This window comes from uncultured Dysgonomonas sp. (genome assembly GCF_900079725.1).
GTDB lineage: Bacteria > Bacteroidota > Bacteroidia > Bacteroidales > Dysgonomonadaceae > Dysgonomonas.
Window position 1 is genome coordinate 3,162,443 of sequence record NZ_LT599032.1, and the last position, 16,746, is coordinate 3,179,188.

A 16,746-nucleotide genomic window follows, 5' to 3' on the forward strand; every position below is an offset into this window, starting at 1 on the left:
TGTTTAAAAAAGTTCTTTCAGTGCCTTTTGTAGGTAATCCAGATGTCTTAAAACAGACAAATCCGGTTGATTAAGAAATCAATCGGATTTGTCATATCTGTCTTTTTAGTTCTTAAAACTCAACTCCCCATCCTTCATGTCTATTATGATGGGATTCTCCTTATCCACTGTTCCGGCAAGCAGTTGTCTCGATAGTGTATCCAGTACGGTACGCTGTATAACACGCTTAACAGGACGTGCCCCGAACTCAGGATCGTAACCCATTTGCGCAATTCCGGTAATAGCTTCTTCTGTAAATTCCAGTTTCACCCCATTGCCTTTCAGCATTTTCACTACGCCTTCGAGCTGCATGCGGACAACCTGTTCTATCTGTGCCAGATTTAATGGCTCAAACATAACTGTCTCATCGATACGGTTCAGAAATTCGGGGCGCATATTCACTTTTAGCATATCCAACACTTCGCGTTTGGTTTTCTCTACTACTTCGTCGTGGTTCTTTGGTGTTATTCCGGCAAAGTTTTCACGAATCAGGGGAGAGCCCATATTGGACGTCATAATAATGATTGTATTCTTAAAGTTTACTACGCGACCCTTATTGTCGGTCAGTCGTCCGTCGTCTAATACCTGCAATAAGATATTGAAAACATCAGGATGCGCCTTCTCTATTTCATCGAATAAGACTACCGAATACGGCTTACGGCGGATAGCTTCTGTCAATTGTCCCCCTTCGTCATAACCGACATATCCCGGAGGTGCCCCGATAAGCCGGGTAGCACTGAATTTTTCCTGATACTCGCTCATGTCGATACGGGTCATCATATTCTCGTCATCGAACAGGAATTCGGCGAGTGCTTTCGCCAGTTCGGTCTTACCCACACCTGTTGTACCCAGAAATATAAACGAACCGATAGGTCGTTTAGGGTCTTGCAGTCCTGCACGGCTACGGCGTATAGCATTTGATACGGCAGAAATAGCTTCATCCTGCCCCACAACACGCCTGTGCAATTCTACTTCGAGATTCAGTAATTTTTCCCGTTCGCTTTGCAGCATCTTGTTCACAGGGATGCCTGTCCAGCGGGAAACCACATCAGCAATATCGTATGAATCTACTTCTTCTTTTATCATTGCCTGATTTCCCTGCATTTCATGCAGTTGTCCTTGCAATTTACCAATACCATCTTCCAATTCTTTCAATTTACCATAACGTAGTTCGGCAACTTTTCCATAATCGCCTTCGCGCTCGGCTTTTTCCGCTTCGAATTTGGTGTCCTCTATTTCTATCTTGTTCTGCTGAATCTTATTGATGACTTCTCTTTCCGATTGCCACTTGGCTTTCAGGTCTTTCTCCTCATCTTTCAGCCTGCTTATTTCTTTCGATAGCTCTTGTTCCTTCAACTTGTCATTCTCGCGGCGTATAGCTTCACGTTCGATTTCGAGTTGTTTGATCCGGCGGCTCTTCTCGTCCAGTTCTTCCGGTACGGAATCCACTTCCATACGCAGTTTTGCCGCAGCCTCGTCCATCAGGTCAATAGCCTTGTCAGGCAAAAAGCGGTCGGATATATAACGGCTCGACAGTTGCACGGCAGCAATAATAGCCTCGTCTTTGATACGCACCTTATGGTGGTTTTCATATTTTTCTTTCAGTCCCCGCAGGATAGAGATTGCATCGGCCTCGCTCGGTTCATCTACCATTACAGTCTGAAAACGGCGTTCCAAAGCCTTGTCCTTTTCAAAATATTTCTGATATTCGTCAAGTGTAGTAGCACCTATCGAACGTAACTCTCCTCTTGCCAACGCCGGCTTTAAGATATTGGCAGCATCCATGGCTCCCTCACTTTTACCTGCGCCTACCAATGTATGTATCTCGTCGATAAATAAGATAATCTCCCCTTCCGACTTGGTAACTTCGTTCACTACAGATTTCAGTCGTTCTTCGAATTCACCTTTATATTTAGCCCCTGCAATCAGTGCTCCCATATCCAGTGAGTAAATCTGTTTGCTTTTCAAGTTCTCGGGAACATCGCCGCGTACAATACGATGCGCAAGCCCCTCTGCAATAGCGGTTTTACCCGTACCCGGTTCACCTATCAGTATGGGATTGTTTTTCGTACGGCGGCTAAGTATCTGCAATACCCGGCGTATCTCGTCATCGCGGCCGATAACAGGATCCAGCTTTCCGTCTTTGGCTCTTTGAGTCAGGTTTATAGCATACTTCTCCAAAGACTGGTAAGTGTCTTCGGCTGTCTGGCTGGTTACATTCGTTCCTTTACGTAGTTCATTGATTGCCAGTTGCAATCCTTTTTCGGATACGCCTGCATCCTTGAGCATCTGTGCCGCCGTGCTTTTGCCTGATAATACACCTAATAATATATGCTCGAGGGAAACATACTGGTCACCCATCTTCTTTGCATATTCAGCAGCTTTTTCCAGTGCAGCATTACTTTCGCGGCTGAGAAATGCTTCGCCTCCTCCCGAAACTTTCGGGAAAGAATCAACCTCTTTACTCAATACATTTGTTAAATGACCGGGATTAGCCCCCAGTTTCTGAAAGAGGAAATTTACGACATTTTCTCCGGTCATGATGACTCCCATGAGGATGTGAGCCGGTTCTATAGACTGTTGGCCTTTGTCTTTTGTGATCTCAATGGCTTTTTGTATCGCCTCCTGAGATTTGATTGTAAAATTATTGAAATTCATATGTTTAGTTTTTTTTGTTTGCTTATATTTAATAAAACTGTTGTTTAGTATTTGTTGTTCAAAATATTTGCCAAGTTGATATTTTTGACAAAATGTCATATTGTTCGTCGTTTTTAGTCTTACGCAAATGGCGATTTAAAAACTTGACAAACTTGACACTTTTTACATGTTTTTTATCCTGTTGCTTTTTTGAAAATCCTCCGTAACTTCGTCTTAATCAGGGATGAGAGATAACGCTCGCAAAGATGCAAAGGCGCAAAAGGTAACAAAGGTAACAGGTTCTGCATTCTTTTGTAGGGGCGGAATATTTTCCGCCCGCAGACCTTTTTCTATTTCGGGCGGAAGATATTCCGCCCCTATAGCCTTTTCCAAAAGGTAACAACCAACGGTCACAGGAGCGAAGCGTATGTAAAGGTAACACAAAGATCAATTAACAATTAGCTTTTACCCTCTCTGTAGCCTCACTTCGGGGCAGGGCTGTTAAGTTCTAATTTTTCATACCCTCTGTGTCATGTTGAACGGAGTGAAACATCTCGTTTCTCAGGGTCGAGATCCTTCGTTCCACTCAGAAACAACGTTCGGCAGAGCGAAGCGGAGCCAATGACAGCAGAAAATAACAGAACAAAGAAGAGAACTTAACAGCCCTGCCCCGAGGGGAGAATTGAATTGCAAATCGACGGAGTCAAAATCGGCAGAACGAAGCGAAGCCAATGGAGGGGTCTGTAAATACATCAAAGAGCTATAAGCTAACAGCTAAAGGCTATCAGCTCTGATTATATAGATAAACTTCTTTCAAAATACGACTTGTTTCTCCAATAATTTCGTTAAGTTTGCATGTCACTGTTAGGGGTGTTCTTTTTCGGAAAGAGCTGAGATTAAACCCTTGAACCTGATGTGCTGTAATGGGCATCGTAGGAAAACGGTCGTATTTTAGATTTTTAGTTATAACAAACATATATCTATAAGCCGTTTCGTACTATTCGAAGCGGCTTTTTATATTTAATATTATCCGGATATGATTGATATTCAAAATTTAGTAAGGGATTTAAATGCTGTCAGAAGCAAATCCGCGTTGATTCATAACATCACAAATTATGTAGTGATGAACAATACAGCTAACGGCTTACTGGCTGTTGGGGCATCCCCTGTTATGGCGCATTCGCTCGAAGAAGTCGCCGAAATGGCGAGTATAGCATCTGCATTAGTAATAAATATCGGAACTCTTGAGCCTCAGTGGGTGGAAGCTATGCTAATAGCGGGTAAAACCGCTCTGGCTAAAAATACTCCGATCGTTTTTGATCCGGTAGGGGCAGGGGCAACCACATACAGGACGAAAGTGTGTAAACAGATTATCGAACAATGTAAACCTTCCATTATTCGGGGGAATGCGTCCGAAATAATTGCCTTATGGAATGCGAATGTACAGACTAAAGGTGTCGATAGTACCGACTCTTCCGATTCTGCTCTCGATTCAGCAAAAGCTTTGGCTAAGGAAACAGGTGCAGTCGTTGTTGTCAGTGGGCAGACCGATTATATAACTGACGGTGAGGATACGCGCACCGTAGAGAATGGCAATCCGATGATGGCACGCGTAACGGGGATGGGCTGTACTGCTACGGCGGTTGTTGGGGCCTTTGCTGCAGTCAATGGCGATATGCTCGAAGCTGCTACACATGGTATGGCTGTTATGGGTATTGCCGGAGAAATTGCCGCCCGTAAGTCTTCCGGAAACGGAAGTTTACAAGTTAATTTTCTGGACGAGCTTTACAATCTGGATGAAGCGGTAATAAAGGATAATATAAAGTAAACAAAATAGGATGGCGACATTCGATTTGAGCCTCTATCTGGTTACCGACCGTTCGCTTTCACTGGGGCGGCCGTTGGAGACGGCTGTTGAGGAAGCCGTGAGAGGTGGGGTGACGATGGTACAACTGAGGGAAAAGGATGCTTCTACGCTCGATTTTTATAACCTGGCGATGAGATTGAAATCCATACTGAAATCTTACAATGTACCTCTTATAATAAATGACAGGCTCGATATAGCATTGGCTTGCGATGCCGAAGGCTTACATGTCGGACAAAGTGATATGCCCTACGCAGTTGCCCGCAAGCTACTTGGTAAGGATAAGATTATTGGCCTTTCTGTTGAAAGTATTCAAGATGCGATAGATGCTAATAATCTCGATGTAGACTATATAGGCATTTCGCCTGTATTCGGTACACAGACTAAAACAGACACAGCGCCAGCTTTGGGTTTGGAAGGAATACGTGAAATAACCCGCATATCCGGACATCCCAGTGTGGGAATAGGAGGTATCAACCTGACGAATGCGCAGGATATAATACAGGCAGGTGCAGATGGTATATCGGTAGTGTCGGCTATTATGTCGGCTTCTGATCCGCAGCGATCTGCTCGTCAGCTAAAAGAAACCATAAACAAATCAAAAAATAGATAGCTATGAAATGGAGTGAACAGGCATGGAATGCAGCAAAACCCATATACAATAAAATATTGGAGCAACCCTTTATTCAGGGATTGATAGATGGTACACTCGACAGGGAAAAATTCATCTTCTACATTCAGCAGGATGCCCTATATCTTGCCGAATATGGCAAGGTATTGACCGGAATAGCTTCAAAGCTCAGTAACCCTGAACATATAGAGGCTTTTATCCACTTTGCCGGAGATAGTATAGCTGTAGAAAAGGCGTTACACGAAAGCTTCGTCAGTAAAATAGCTTCTATTTCGAAACCTGAACCATCTCCGGGTTGTTTATTATATACTTCATTTCTTTTGAGGCAACTGGCAAGCGCTCCTGTGGAGGTAATTGCTGCGGCTGTATTGCCTTGCTTCTGGATTTACAAAGAGGTGGGAGATTATATCCTCGAACATCAGGTAAAAGGTGAAAACCCTTATCAGGAATGGATAAATACATATGGCGGGGAAGCATTCGAACAATCTGTAAAAACAGCTATTTCCATTTGCGACGAACTTGCGCATAGATGTACTCCGGAGCAACGGCAAGCAATGACCGATGCATATGTCATGTGTTCCAGAATGGAATGGATATTCTGGGATAGCGCATGGCGATTGGAGAAATGGGCGGTATAACATATAATGGAAAGTTGAGGATGGAAAATTGAAAGTTATCATATTCCGTTTTCAATTCTCAACTTTCAACTTTCAATTAAAATATGAAACACTATAAAACAGCACTTACCATTGCGGGAAGTGATCCCAGCGGGGGAGCAGGGATACAGGCCGACCTGAAAACTTTTTCGGCCTGCGGTTGCTACGGAGCAACGGTCATTGTGGCCGTAGTAGATGAAAATACAATAGGTGTAACGGATGTGCATCCTATCCCCGTTCCGTTTGTGTCGGGACAGATAAAATCTGTGTTGGATGATATCGGCGCCGATGCGATAAAGATCGGGATGCTCCATTCTTCGGAGCTCATATTGGCCGTGAAGGAAACATTATCACGATACGATATAAAAAATATTGTCCTCGACCCTGTAATGGTTGCCACATCCGGCGATAAACTCCTACAGGATGAGGCGATTGAAACATTGAAAAGCGAGCTCATCCCTTTTGTCAGGGTTATAACCCCGAATATTCCCGAAGCCGAGATATTGTTGGGCAAAAAGATCCGAAGTCAGGAGGAGTTGCCAAAAGTTATTAAAGACCTTTCGTTTGGGAATAAAGTGTCCGTATTGCTGAAGGCCGGCCACCTGACCGAGGACAAACTGACCGATGTATTCTACAACGCCGAGACCAATGAAATAATAGAACTGAGTTCGCAACGTATCCATACAAAGAATACGCATGGGACGGGTTGTACATTCTCTTCTGCCATAGCCGCATTTTTGGCTCACGGGCTTCCTCTCAACGATGCTATTAGGCAAGCAAAAGAGTATATGAGCAAGGCTATTGAGGCCGGAGCCGATTATGAAATAGGTAAGGGGCACGGGCCTGTACATCATTTCTTTAATTTCTGGGAATAGAGAGTGTCTGCCATATTTATGGTATTTAGGATTATATTTCATCACATTGTAATGAATATTCCATAAGTCTTTTTTACCTTTGAGCTTTAATTTTCAAATGTCATAAACTGATGGCTCAAGACGACTCTCAAAGTAAGAAATTTTCTACCCGCATTATCAGCGAAAAGTTTAATAAACAGGATGTACACGGTGCTATAGCAATGCCTATATACCGTAATGCAGCCTTCGAATTTTCCGATTCGGAAAGTATTGCCGCCGCATTTCAGTATAAAGAGGAGGTGGCATCTCATACCTATACCCGGATAACGAACCCTTCGGTTGAGAATTTTGAACGTAAAATAAAGGCAGCATCCGGTGCTGAAAATGTAATGGTGGTAGCTTCCGGTATGGCAGCTATATCCAATACATTTCTTACAATAGCTTATGTCGGAAGTAATATTGTGACTTCTCCGCATCTGTTTGGAAATACTTTTTCGTTGTTTAAGTTTACGCTTGCGGCTTTCGGGGTTGAAGTGCGTTTTGTGAATACAGATAATATTGAAGAAATAGCATCGGCGATTGATGAAAATACCTGTGCTTTCTTCTGCGAACTGATAACAAACCCCCATTTGGAAATAGCCGATCTGCCCGAAATATCGAAGGTGTTGAAGGTGCGTAATGTGCCGATGATTGTAGATACTACTATCATTCCGTGGTGTGGTTTCGATGCCCGCAAAGCCGGAGTGGATATCGAAGTGGTATCGACTACGAAATATATATCAGGCGGTGCAACTACAATTGGTGGTGCTATTCTCGACTATGGTACTTTCAATTGGGCACAGAATAAGCGATTGGCTATAGTCGCCCATCAAGACGGAATTTCGCGATTTTCATTCAAACTGAAACGTGAGATTGCACGTAATATAGGTGCGGCTATGGATCCCGAGGCTTCCTACTTGCAGGCGTTGGGAATGGAATCGTTGCAGTTGCGTTACGAAAGAATGTCTGCTTCAGCGTACGAGCTGGCACAATTCCTTGCTGGCCGGAAAGAAGTTGTAAAAGTGGGTTATCCGAAATTGGAAAGCTCTCCTTATAAAAAAATATCGGATACACTATTTCGTGGTAATCCCGGCGCTATGCTCACTTTCAGCCTGGAGAGCAAAGAAACATGCTATAAATTTATGGACCGACTACAGGTTATCCGTCGTGCAACAAACTTGTTTGATAATAAAACATTGATAATCCATCCCGAGTCCACAATCTATGGGACATTTTCACCTGAACTGAAAGTAGTGATGGGAATAGAAGATAATCTGATGCGTTTATCTGTCGGATTGGAAGACGTTTCAGATTTGCAGGCTGATATAATACAGGCACTGAATGATTTGAATTAATATCCAATCGTATCAGATGCTTTGGGTGGGGCAGTATAATCAAAATAAATTTTACTACTGCTTTCACTATTAAAAACGTTCATTAATTTACATTAATTGTAAAATATTAGTTACTTCTTTCAAAGAAAAGTAGTACTTTTGTCCTCTAAACAAACAAAATAGCTGAATTCGGCGCTAAATAGCTGATAAAAATGAAGATACTGATAATAAACGGGCCAAATTTGAATTTGTTGGGTAAAAGGGAACCGGATGTTTACGGGAATACTTCTTTCGAAACATACTTCTCCCAGTTGCAACAAACTTATACGGACTGCGAACTATCATATTTTCAATCTAATCACGAAGGAGCGCTGATTGATAAAATACATGAGGTAGGTTTTTCATTTGATGGAATCGTCTTAAATGCAGGAGCCTATACGCATACATCTGTTGCCCTTCATGATGCTATCAAGGCTGTGAATACGCCTGTAGTGGAGGTGCATATATCCAATATCCACACACGGGAAGAATTCCGGCACAAATCAATGATTGCGGCAGCATGCAAAGGATCAGTAGTCGGCTTGGGGCTATTTTCATACGAACTTGCAATAGACTTTTTTCGAAAGACAAAAAAGGCCTGAGAAGATTAGAATTAAAAAAGAACTATATACATTAATTAAATTGCATTTATGACTCAGAAGAAAACGAAAATTGTAGCTACAATTTCAGACATGCGTTGTGATGTTGATTTCATTAAGTCGTTGTACGACGCAGGAATCAACGTTGTTAGAATGAATTCGGCCCACATGACAGAAGAAGGCTTTATTCAAGTAATGACAAATGTACGCGCAGTATCTCCTTACATTGGTATCATGATGGATACTAAAGGTCCGGAAATACGTACAGCTAAAAATGCGTCAGGAGAAAAAATCATTGTAAAAACAGGCGATAAAGTTAAAGTTGTCGGAGATTTGAATTTCCTTTCCACACAAGAGCAAATTGGTGTTTCTTATCCAAGTATCGTACAGGATGTGCCTGTAGGTAGCACGCTTCTCGTTGATGATGGTGAAACTGCAATGAAAGTTATTGACAAAACGGCTGATTACCTTCTTTGCGAAATCCAGAATGATGGAACTATCGGTAACCGTAAGAGTGTAAATATACCGGGTGTTAGCGTAAATCTTCCTTCTATCACAGCAAAAGATAAGAGAAGTATCGAGATCGCAATAGAAAACAAAGCTGATTTCATCGCTCACTCATTCGTAAGAAACAAACAAGACGTTTTGGATGTACAGAAAATCCTTGACGAATATAACAGCCCTATCAAGATTATCGCTAAAATCGAAAATCAGGAAGGTGTTGACAATATCGACGAAATCTTCGAAACTGCATACGGCGTAATGGTTGCGCGTGGTGACCTTGGTATTGAAGTACCACAGGAAAAAATCCCGGCAATCCAGCGTTTGCTTATCCGTAAGTCTATCGAATACAAGAAACCGGTTATCGTAGCAACTCAGATGTTGCACACAATGATCGAGAATCCACGTCCTACACGCGCCGAAGTAACAGATATCGCAAATGCGGTATACTACGGAACTGATGCTGTGATGTTGAGTGGTGAAACAGCTTACGGTAAATATCCATTGGAGGCTGTTCGTACAATGGCTCAGATCTGTGCTACTACAGAGCAATCTAAACTGGACGAAAAAGTTATTCCTGTTCCGTTTAAAGATGAGGAATATGATACTACATCATTCCTTGCAAAACAAGCTGTAAAAGCTGCAACTCAGCTGGGTCTGGCTGCTATTATCACTGATAGTTATACTGGCCGTACAGCTCGTACAATTGCTGCATTCCGCAGTAAATGTCCTGTTTATGCTGTTTGCTGTAGTAATGAAGTTGCCCGTCAACTTTCGGTATGCTACGGAATACAGGCAAGTTATCAGGAATCGACCGGGTTTACAACTCACCAGCATAAGCAATATTTCTTGAAAGCTCTTAACTCTATGTTAGACAAAGGGCTGGTTAAGAAAGATGATCAGGTTGCTTACCTTAGTGGTTCATTCGGAGAAGGTAAAGGAACATCTTTCCTTGAAATCAACGGTGTTGGCCGTGTAGTAGATGCAGGTGATGCTTTTGAGGTGCCTGTAGACTAAGTTTGAAAGTTATAAGTGATGAGTTTGAATGATAAGTTTTGATTTGTCGCTTTGTCAAAATAAAGAAGGATGCTTGATTAAGCATCCTTCTTTCGTTTATTCCACATCCGTTCTGTCGTTAGTCGTGTCGTTGTCCGGCTGCGATACAAGGATGAAGTCGATAGAGTCCTGCGTCTCATTAGCAATGTAATGCTTCATCATGGGTTCTATCAGTATGCCCTGCTGTTCCTTTACTGTCACTTTCTTACCGTCTACATTAAAGATTGCAGTACCTTTCAATACAAAGAAGAATTGCCGTGAGGATGAGTGGAAGTGTAAAGTTTCCCGTGTCCCGGCCGGCATAGTTTCGATTTTCACTGATAAGGAATCTCTGTTCATGAGAATCCAACTGCTACAATTATCGCCCCAGAAATAATGAGGCGCCGATTTTTTATCTATCACTCTGCTCATAATTCTATAAAATTTAAGGTGCAATGTCTTAAAATTAAGAAATATATCGGAAAATATCGTTGTTTTCTAAAAATAATTGCGAAATGATTATCTTTAGCCTGTATTAAGGTTGCAGGTCTATTTCTTGTTTCTTATTTCTTATTTGCAACAGCAATAGTCGGTTACGATGAAATGATGTCGCACTGAATACTTTCTTTTACTTAGCTTATTCAAATTTATTATAATAAATAATGTCACTCGACAAAAACGAAGCCATAGAAAATTATATTCTCTCCCATATAGATGATGAAGGGGATTTGTTGAAACAACTTAATCGGGATGCACATGTAAACCTCTTGAAGCCACGTATGCTGTCGGGGCATCTGCAGGGCAGGATGTTGAATATGTTTTGCCGGATGATGCAGCCGCAATATATATTGGAAATAGGAACATACACAGCTTATGCGACTCTTTGTCTGGCTGAGGGTGCTGCCGATGATGCAGAGATTCATACCATAGAGGTAAACGACGAACTGGAAGATTTTATAATGAAATATCTTCACAAAACGAAACTGAAAGATAAGATACATCTGCATATAGGCGATGCAATGGAGATTATACCCCAAATAGACCGCATGTTTGATATGGTATTTATCGATGCCAATAAGCGTCACTATATAGAATATTACAATCTTATATTTGATAAGGTACGGCGGGGTGGACTCATTGTCGCTGACAATACCCTATGGGACGGGCATGTACTGGATACTCCGAAACCCTCAGATAAACAGACTATCGGAATACAGGCTTTTAATGATATGCTTGCTAAAGATGACAGGGTGGAGAAAGTGATATTGCCTGTAAGGGACGGATTGACTCTGATATGGAAAAAATAGCAGGCTGGTATTTTATCTTTACAGCATAAAGGATAACCATTGTTAACTGTTGACTGATTACTGTTAACTGAAAAGTATTACCTTTGTACCCAAAATAATATAACATGGATACTACCAGACAACAAAAAATAAACCGCCTTATCCAAAAGGAATTAAGTGAAATATTCAGGAAACAGACACAGCAGATGAGAGGTGTACTCGTTTCTGTGAGTACAGTGCGTGTTAGTCCCGATTTGGGATTGGCAAAGGTGTATTTGAGTATTTTCCCATCCGAACAAGGGAAGGAGATTCTTGATAATATTAAAACCAACGTAAAAGCTTTGCGTTTCGATCTAGGCCAAAAGGTAGGTAAGCAGTTGCGTGTGATTCCCGAATTAAGCTTTTATCTGGACGATTCGCTCGATTATCTGGAGAATATAGATAAACTGCTCGGAAAAGATAATAAGACAGAAGAATAAACTTTGAACCTTTCGCTTCACATAGCCCGGCGCTATCTTTTTGCCAAGAAGTCGCATAATGCCATCAATGTTATATCCATGATATCGGTGTTTGGGATATCTTTGGCTACAGCAGCTTTAGTTTGTGTGCTTTCTGTCTTTAACGGGTTCACCGGGGTTGTTTCCCAAACATTCAGCGCATTTGATCCCGAATTGCAGATAACTCCTGTAAGTGGAAAGGTGTTTGATCCTAACAATCCTCAAATGGAGGAAGTGAAGAAGATAGCTGAAATAGCATTTACTTCCGAATCACTCGAAGAAAATGCCCTGTTGAAAAACGGGGATCGTCAGGAACCTATCATACTAAAGGGGGTATCAAAGAAATTTGAAAACCTTGCGGATATCGATAAGTTGATTATAGACGGCCGTTTTCTATTAAGGGAGGATACTTCCGGTGCCGTTGAAGCCATCGGTACTGATTCAATGAATGAGTGGCATATAGACAATGGAGTTGTTGGAGCCGGTCTGGCGATGTTTCTCGGTGTGCGTGCCAACTTTGTCGATCCGGTAGAAATTTATGTACCAAAAAGGAATGTAAGGGTTAATCCGGCTAATCCTTCTACGGCTTTCGACCGTTCCGATGTATTTATAAGCGGAGTGTTTGCCCTGAATCAGGCAAAGTATGACGATCAGATGATGATTGTTTCCATAGACCTTGTGCGCGAACTGTTGAGGTATGAGAACGAAGTGTCTTCTATTGATGTAAAGCTGAAAGATGCAGCTGAAGTAGACAAGGTGCAGGCGAAGATAAAGTCTGTTTTAGGTGATAATTATCTTGTTAAAAACCGCTTTGAGCAGCAGGAGGATCTGTTTCGTATGGTGAGTATAGAGAAATGGGTTACTTTTCTTATATTGGCTATAATACTCGTGATTGCGGTTTTTAATATCGTAGGATCATTGACGATACTTATTATAGAAAAGAATGAAGATATCAGGATTCTGAAAAATTTAGGAGCTGATAATAAACTTATACTGAAAGTTTTTCTGTTCGAAGGTGGTCTGATAACTTTTGTGGGTACTATTGCAGGGATAATACTGGGCCTTATAATATGTCTGTTGCAGCAGTATTTCGGATTGTTACAACTTGGCTCTACGCCAGGGACATTTGTTATGGATGCTTATCCGGTAGTGGTGGAGCCGCTAGATGTTTTGCTCATATTTGTCACTGTAAGTATGATTGGCCTTCTTGCTGTTATCTATCCTGTAAATAATCTGCGCAAACGCTTATAATATCAGTTGCCAGAATTCCACATCGATTAGACTGTCAAATTTTACTCCCGATTCTTTAAAATTACCTATAAGTTCGAAGTTGAATTTACGGTGCAGTTTTTGGCTCTCGGGATTTGGGAGAGAGATGACACCTATCAGGGAATGGATATTTATCTTCTGCGCCCTGTTTATCAATTCCTGATAAAGAATGCTGCCTATTCCGCTTCCGGTTGCTTTGTGGTCAAGGTATACGCTGGTTTCCAAAGTTATATCGTATGCGACCCGTTCCCGCCAGTTATTAAGATATGCATAGCCGATAACAATACCGTCTTGCTCATAAACGAAATACGGAAAATTTTTACCTGTTACCTTTTTTATGCGTTCCTTTATATCCTGTTCACTTACCGGATCGTATTCAAAAGTCACAATGGTTTCCTTTATATAGTAATTATATATATCTGCAATTCTCTTTGCATCATCCGGGGTTACGTCTCTGATCATAAATTACTGTGCTACAAGCGGTGGAATTTCATCTGTCTTATTGGGTATTACAGGGTCTACAGAGACAATGCTGTCGACAACAAATTTAGAGTAACCGCGCCAGGGCAATCTGCCATAATATTCTTTATAGTGGAGTTTTACGTTCTGGCCACTCATGCCCATCAGTTTTATAGCCAAATCCTTATCGTCTATCGAAAATTGAAATTCATTTGACTGGAGACCTTGCATGCCTTGGCCGAATCCGGACTGGATAAGCTCTCCTTCATAGGTTTTGAAGATAACGCCTTTGTGTTTTACATTATTCAATATGCCCGCTTTAACGCCTGAATCGCTGAATGGAACAAAATACCAGACGTATCCGAATATGAGAAGGCCAGCTATAATGATGGCCACGATGGTTGTAATGACTTTTTTTGCTGTCATAATTCTTTATGTTTTATGTTAAAACAATATATAAGATGTTATGTTCAGAAAACAAAGATATTCATATTTTTAGACTATTTTTGTGTTGAGGTACCAAAAGTAGACTTTATGAATATAGAAGAACTAAGGGATTATTGTATATCCGTAAAAGGTGCTACCGAATCTTTCCCGTTTAATGAAATGACACTGGTATTCAAAGTAATGGGTAAAATGTTTGCATATACACGGTTGAAGCCCAAGGATGGGGGATTTAGTGTCGATCTGAAATGTGATCCCGAGAAATCAGCCGATCTGCGGGAAAGGTACCGAGGAGTAGGGCATGGCACTCACACTCAGGGCTTATTGTGGAATAAGGTTTGTTTGGATAGTGATGTACCGGACAATCTGATAGAAGAGTTGATAAAACATTCAGTGGATGAGGTGATAAAGAAATTGCCTAAAAAGAAAAGATACGAATATTTGAATCTATAAAATAAGAGGATAAGATAATGATTATAAAAGATGCTCAGTTTGTAGTAAGTAATACCGATTACCGCAAATGTCCACAGGACGGAAAGCCCGAATATGCATTTATCGGACGGTCCAATGTCGGCAAATCTTCGCTAATTAATATGCTGACAAACAGAAAAGGACTAGCCATGACTTCCTCCAAACCGGGGAAAACACAATTGATAAATCATTTCATAATCAATGATGAATGGTATCTGGTCGATTTGCCCGGATATGGTTATGCTCAACGCGGGAAAGAAGGACGTGAGCAAATAAGGAAGATTATTGATAGTTATATCATAAACAGGGCAGAGCTTACCTGCTTATTCCTATTGTTGGATTCCCGTCATGAGCCACAACAGATAGATATTGAATTTATGAACTGGCTGGGTGAAGAAGGTGTGCCGTTTGTGATTGTGTTCACCAAGATAGATAAATTGAGTAAAGGTGCATTGAAAAAGAATATGGAAGCATATACAGATAGCCTGAAAGAAACATGGGAGGAAATCCCCCCTATATTTTATTCATCTGCCGAACATCGGTTGGGGGTAGATGAAATATTAGGTTATATTGAACAAATAAATAAAAGCTTATAAAAGAAACTGATATTTAAAACCTAAATCGAATACGCTATGCTGTTCGTACCAATGATTAATGTGGCTGATGCCAATGATTACATAAGTGTAATTGAATGTATGCAAGAGGTGCAAGGTAATAAAGTGGCTTGCGTAAACTGGCCCGAACTTTATCCTTCCCGGCCCGAAGTCGCCTTTAAGATAGCCCATAACGGAACACATCTGTTCCTTCAATTCTTTGTGGAGGAAAATGAAATTCTGGCTGAAGCGAGTGAAGATAACGGCCCTGTCTGGAAAGATTCATGTGTCGAGTCCTTTTTGTCGTTTGGAGATTCTCTTTACTATTATAATCTGGAAGTATCTTGCATAGGTAAAGTTCTTTTGGGTTACAGGGAAAATAAAGCGAATTCTGTGCGTGCGACTCCGGCTCTTTTATCTACTATAAAACGATATCCGAGTTTGGGTGCAGAGCCCTTTGGTAAGAGACAGGGGGATTTTAAGTGGAATATGTTAATCGTTGTTCCGGTTTCTGCTTATTGGCAATCCGGGTTAGAGACATTCAGTGGGGTTAAAGCACGTGGCAATTTTTATAAATGCGGCGATAATTTGACTATTCCGCACTATCTTTCATGGAATCCGGTTGAGACTAAAACGCCAAATTTTCACATGCCTTTATATTTCGGGGATATACATTTTGAATAAAAATGCATAATTGAAGCTAATTGTCAAATTTAGAGGGAGATATCGTTTTTATTTTTATGTTAAAAAAGCTTTCATCGAATAGATTTTTTTTTATCTTTGCATGCGTTTGGAGTTGCATTCTTCTTGTACTCCTTTTCAAATATGGATATATTTAAATTTTTATGAAAAATAATTTCTTCGATAGGTTTAAACCTAAAGAAAACAAGTTCTTTCCGCTAATGAGTGAGATGGCTCAGATAATTTTGGTTGCATCTGACCTGATCATCGAGTGTGTCCAAGTTACTAACCACAATGATGCTGTAGAGTACTACAAGAAAATTAAAGAACAGGAACGCAAAGCGGATGCTATCCAAAACAAAATTTTTGAAGAGTTGAACGAAACGTTTATTACTCCATTCGACAGGGAAGATATCAATCATCTTTCGTCTACGATGGATGATGTAACCGATCTGATCAACAGTTGTGCGAAACGTATCATGCTTTACAGTCCGAAGGTAATGCCTGAGGCTGCAACACGTCTGGCTATGTTTGTCCGTGAATCTGCCGGCTTTTTAGTTCAGGCGATAGATGAACTGGATGTGTTGAAAAAGAGTACGGTGAAAATCAAGGAATACTGCGAACAATTAGCTGTTATTGAGAAAAAAGCAGATGACGTATATGAGCATTTTCTTATCGACCTGTTTGAGAATGAAACAGACGCCATCGAAGTTATAAAACTTAAAGATATCCTCCATGAACTCGAACGGGCCACTGATGCCTCCGAAGCAGTCGGGAAGATTATAAAGACAATGATTGTTAAGTACTCATAATCAAAC

Annotated in this window: 18 protein-coding genes and 1 riboswitch; of the genes, 14 read left to right on the forward strand and 4 right to left on the reverse strand. The window is 41.1% G+C overall.

Features of this window, described 5'->3' with window-relative positions; translation table 11 throughout:
- Positions 1-105: 105 nt before the first annotated feature.
- On the reverse strand, positions 106-2,697 hold the full coding sequence (gene clpB / locus QZL88_RS13310; RefSeq protein WP_296941872.1) for an ATP-dependent chaperone ClpB: 2,592 nt from the start codon (positions 2,695-2,697) through the stop codon (positions 106-108).
- 835 nt (positions 2,698-3,532) lie between these two features.
- Positions 3,533-3,632: riboswitch (TPP riboswitch) on the forward strand.
- Between the two features lie 80 nt (positions 3,633-3,712).
- Here clpB and thiM point away from each other — a divergent pair.
- From thiM to pyk, 7 genes are all read left to right on the forward strand, one after another.
- Positions 3,713-4,504, forward strand: a complete 792-nt coding sequence (thiM, locus tag QZL88_RS13315) for a hydroxyethylthiazole kinase (RefSeq protein ID WP_296941873.1) — start codon at positions 3,713-3,715, stop codon at positions 4,502-4,504.
- A gap of 10 nt (positions 4,505-4,514) precedes the next feature.
- Complete coding sequence (thiE, locus tag QZL88_RS13320) at positions 4,515-5,153, forward strand: thiamine phosphate synthase (RefSeq protein ID WP_296941875.1); 639 nt, start codon at positions 4,515-4,517, stop codon at positions 5,151-5,153.
- Positions 5,154-5,155: 2 nt separating this feature from the next.
- Entirely contained in the window at positions 5,156-5,809 is a 654-nt protein-coding gene (gene tenA, locus QZL88_RS13325; RefSeq protein WP_296941876.1) for a thiaminase II, read from the forward strand.
- A gap of 83 nt (positions 5,810-5,892) precedes the next feature.
- Positions 5,893-6,702 carry a bifunctional hydroxymethylpyrimidine kinase/phosphomethylpyrimidine kinase gene (gene thiD / locus QZL88_RS13330; protein WP_296941879.1) on the forward strand — a complete coding sequence of 270 codons (810 nt, stop codon included), beginning with the start codon at positions 5,893-5,895 and terminating at the stop codon, positions 6,700-6,702.
- Between the two features lie 110 nt (positions 6,703-6,812).
- Positions 6,813-8,075 carry a PLP-dependent transferase gene (locus QZL88_RS13335; RefSeq protein WP_296941881.1) on the forward strand — a complete coding sequence of 421 codons (1,263 nt, stop codon included), beginning with the start codon at positions 6,813-6,815 and terminating at the stop codon, positions 8,073-8,075.
- Between the two features lie 191 nt (positions 8,076-8,266).
- The gene (gene aroQ / locus QZL88_RS13340) at positions 8,267-8,695 is read left to right on the forward strand and encodes a type II 3-dehydroquinate dehydratase (RefSeq protein ID WP_296941883.1); all 429 of its coding nucleotides are present in this window, start codon (positions 8,267-8,269) and stop codon (positions 8,693-8,695) included.
- A gap of 48 nt (positions 8,696-8,743) precedes the next feature.
- Positions 8,744-10,210: a pyruvate kinase gene (gene pyk / locus QZL88_RS13345; protein ID WP_006800164.1), complete on the forward strand. Its 1,467-nt coding sequence runs from the start codon at positions 8,744-8,746 to the stop codon at positions 10,208-10,210.
- A gap of 96 nt (positions 10,211-10,306) precedes the next feature.
- Here the strand turns inward: pyk and QZL88_RS13350 are convergent, their stop codons facing one another.
- Positions 10,307-10,660 (reverse strand): cupin domain-containing protein, encoded by a 354-nt coding sequence (locus QZL88_RS13350; RefSeq protein WP_296941886.1) that lies wholly within the window; start codon positions 10,658-10,660, stop codon positions 10,307-10,309.
- A 230-nt stretch (positions 10,661-10,890) separates the two neighbouring features.
- On the opposite strand from QZL88_RS13350, the gene QZL88_RS13355 reads away from it, so the two are divergent.
- The 3 genes from QZL88_RS13355 (at position 10,891) to QZL88_RS13365 (ending at position 13,262) form a co-directional block, all read left to right on the forward strand.
- On the forward strand, positions 10,891-11,535 hold the full coding sequence (locus QZL88_RS13355) for an O-methyltransferase (RefSeq protein WP_296941888.1): 645 nt from the start codon (positions 10,891-10,893) through the stop codon (positions 11,533-11,535).
- Positions 11,536-11,639: 104 nt separating this feature from the next.
- On the forward strand, positions 11,640-11,993 hold the full coding sequence (gene rbfA, locus QZL88_RS13360) for a 30S ribosome-binding factor RbfA (RefSeq protein WP_296941889.1): 354 nt from the start codon (positions 11,640-11,642) through the stop codon (positions 11,991-11,993).
- A gap of 3 nt (positions 11,994-11,996) precedes the next feature.
- Positions 11,997-13,262 carry an FtsX-like permease family protein gene (locus tag QZL88_RS13365; protein ID WP_296941890.1) on the forward strand — a complete coding sequence of 422 codons (1,266 nt, stop codon included), beginning with the start codon at positions 11,997-11,999 and terminating at the stop codon, positions 13,260-13,262.
- On the opposite strand, the gene QZL88_RS13370 is transcribed toward QZL88_RS13365, so the two are convergent.
- Both QZL88_RS13370 and QZL88_RS13375 read right to left on the reverse strand, forming a co-directional pair.
- On the reverse strand, positions 13,257-13,742 hold the full coding sequence (locus QZL88_RS13370) for a GNAT family N-acetyltransferase (RefSeq protein ID WP_296941891.1): 486 nt from the start codon (positions 13,740-13,742) through the stop codon (positions 13,257-13,259). The genes QZL88_RS13365 and QZL88_RS13370 overlap by 6 nt on opposite strands.
- A gap of 3 nt (positions 13,743-13,745) precedes the next feature.
- Entirely contained in the window at positions 13,746-14,165 is a 420-nt protein-coding gene (locus QZL88_RS13375; RefSeq protein WP_296941892.1) for a hypothetical protein, read from the reverse strand.
- A gap of 108 nt (positions 14,166-14,273) precedes the next feature.
- Here QZL88_RS13375 and QZL88_RS13380 point away from each other — a divergent pair, with 108 nt between their 5' ends.
- The 4 genes from QZL88_RS13380 (at position 14,274) to QZL88_RS13395 (ending at position 16,740) form a co-directional block, all read left to right on the forward strand.
- The gene (locus QZL88_RS13380) at positions 14,274-14,636 is read left to right on the forward strand and encodes an MmcQ/YjbR family DNA-binding protein (RefSeq protein ID WP_296941893.1); all 363 of its coding nucleotides are present in this window, start codon (positions 14,274-14,276) and stop codon (positions 14,634-14,636) included.
- A 17-nt stretch (positions 14,637-14,653) separates the two neighbouring features.
- Complete coding sequence (gene yihA, locus QZL88_RS13385; RefSeq protein WP_296941894.1) at positions 14,654-15,250, forward strand: ribosome biogenesis GTP-binding protein YihA/YsxC; 597 nt, start codon at positions 14,654-14,656, stop codon at positions 15,248-15,250.
- Positions 15,251-15,286: 36 nt separating this feature from the next.
- Positions 15,287-15,931, forward strand: a complete 645-nt coding sequence (locus tag QZL88_RS13390; RefSeq protein WP_296941895.1) for a carbohydrate-binding family 9-like protein — start codon at positions 15,287-15,289, stop codon at positions 15,929-15,931.
- Between the two features lie 161 nt (positions 15,932-16,092).
- Positions 16,093-16,740, forward strand: coding sequence for a DUF47 family protein (locus QZL88_RS13395; protein WP_296941896.1), 648 nt, complete (start codon positions 16,093-16,095; stop codon positions 16,738-16,740).
- Positions 16,741-16,746: the final 6 nt, after the last annotated feature.

Coding starts and splice junctions, on each gene's coding strand:
- clpB (WP_296941872.1), bottom strand. CDS start 2,697: ATGAATTTCAATAATTTTACAATCAAATCTCAGGAGGCGATACAAAAA.
- thiM (WP_296941873.1), top strand. CDS start 3,713: ATGATTGATATTCAAAATTTAGTAAGGGATTTAAATGCTGTCAGAAGC.
- thiE (WP_296941875.1), top strand. CDS start 4,515: ATGGCGACATTCGATTTGAGCCTCTATCTGGTTACCGACCGTTCGCTT.
- tenA (WP_296941876.1), top strand. CDS start 5,156: ATGAAATGGAGTGAACAGGCATGGAATGCAGCAAAACCCATATACAAT.
- thiD (WP_296941879.1), top strand. CDS start 5,893: ATGAAACACTATAAAACAGCACTTACCATTGCGGGAAGTGATCCCAGC.
- QZL88_RS13335 (WP_296941881.1), top strand. CDS start 6,813: ATGGCTCAAGACGACTCTCAAAGTAAGAAATTTTCTACCCGCATTATC.
- aroQ (WP_296941883.1), top strand. CDS start 8,267: ATGAAGATACTGATAATAAACGGGCCAAATTTGAATTTGTTGGGTAAA.
- pyk (WP_006800164.1), top strand. CDS start 8,744: ATGACTCAGAAGAAAACGAAAATTGTAGCTACAATTTCAGACATGCGT.
- QZL88_RS13350 (WP_296941886.1), bottom strand. CDS start 10,660: ATGAGCAGAGTGATAGATAAAAAATCGGCGCCTCATTATTTCTGGGGC.
- QZL88_RS13355 (WP_296941888.1), top strand. CDS start 10,891: ATGTCACTCGACAAAAACGAAGCCATAGAAAATTATATTCTCTCCCAT.
- rbfA (WP_296941889.1), top strand. CDS start 11,640: ATGGATACTACCAGACAACAAAAAATAAACCGCCTTATCCAAAAGGAA.
- QZL88_RS13370 (WP_296941891.1), bottom strand. CDS start 13,742: ATGATCAGAGACGTAACCCCGGATGATGCAAAGAGAATTGCAGATATA.
- QZL88_RS13375 (WP_296941892.1), bottom strand. CDS start 14,165: ATGACAGCAAAAAAAGTCATTACAACCATCGTGGCCATCATTATAGCT.
- QZL88_RS13380 (WP_296941893.1), top strand. CDS start 14,274: ATGAATATAGAAGAACTAAGGGATTATTGTATATCCGTAAAAGGTGCT.
- yihA (WP_296941894.1), top strand. CDS start 14,654: ATGATTATAAAAGATGCTCAGTTTGTAGTAAGTAATACCGATTACCGC.
- QZL88_RS13390 (WP_296941895.1), top strand. CDS start 15,287: ATGCTGTTCGTACCAATGATTAATGTGGCTGATGCCAATGATTACATA.
- QZL88_RS13395 (WP_296941896.1), top strand. CDS start 16,093: ATGAAAAATAATTTCTTCGATAGGTTTAAACCTAAAGAAAACAAGTTC.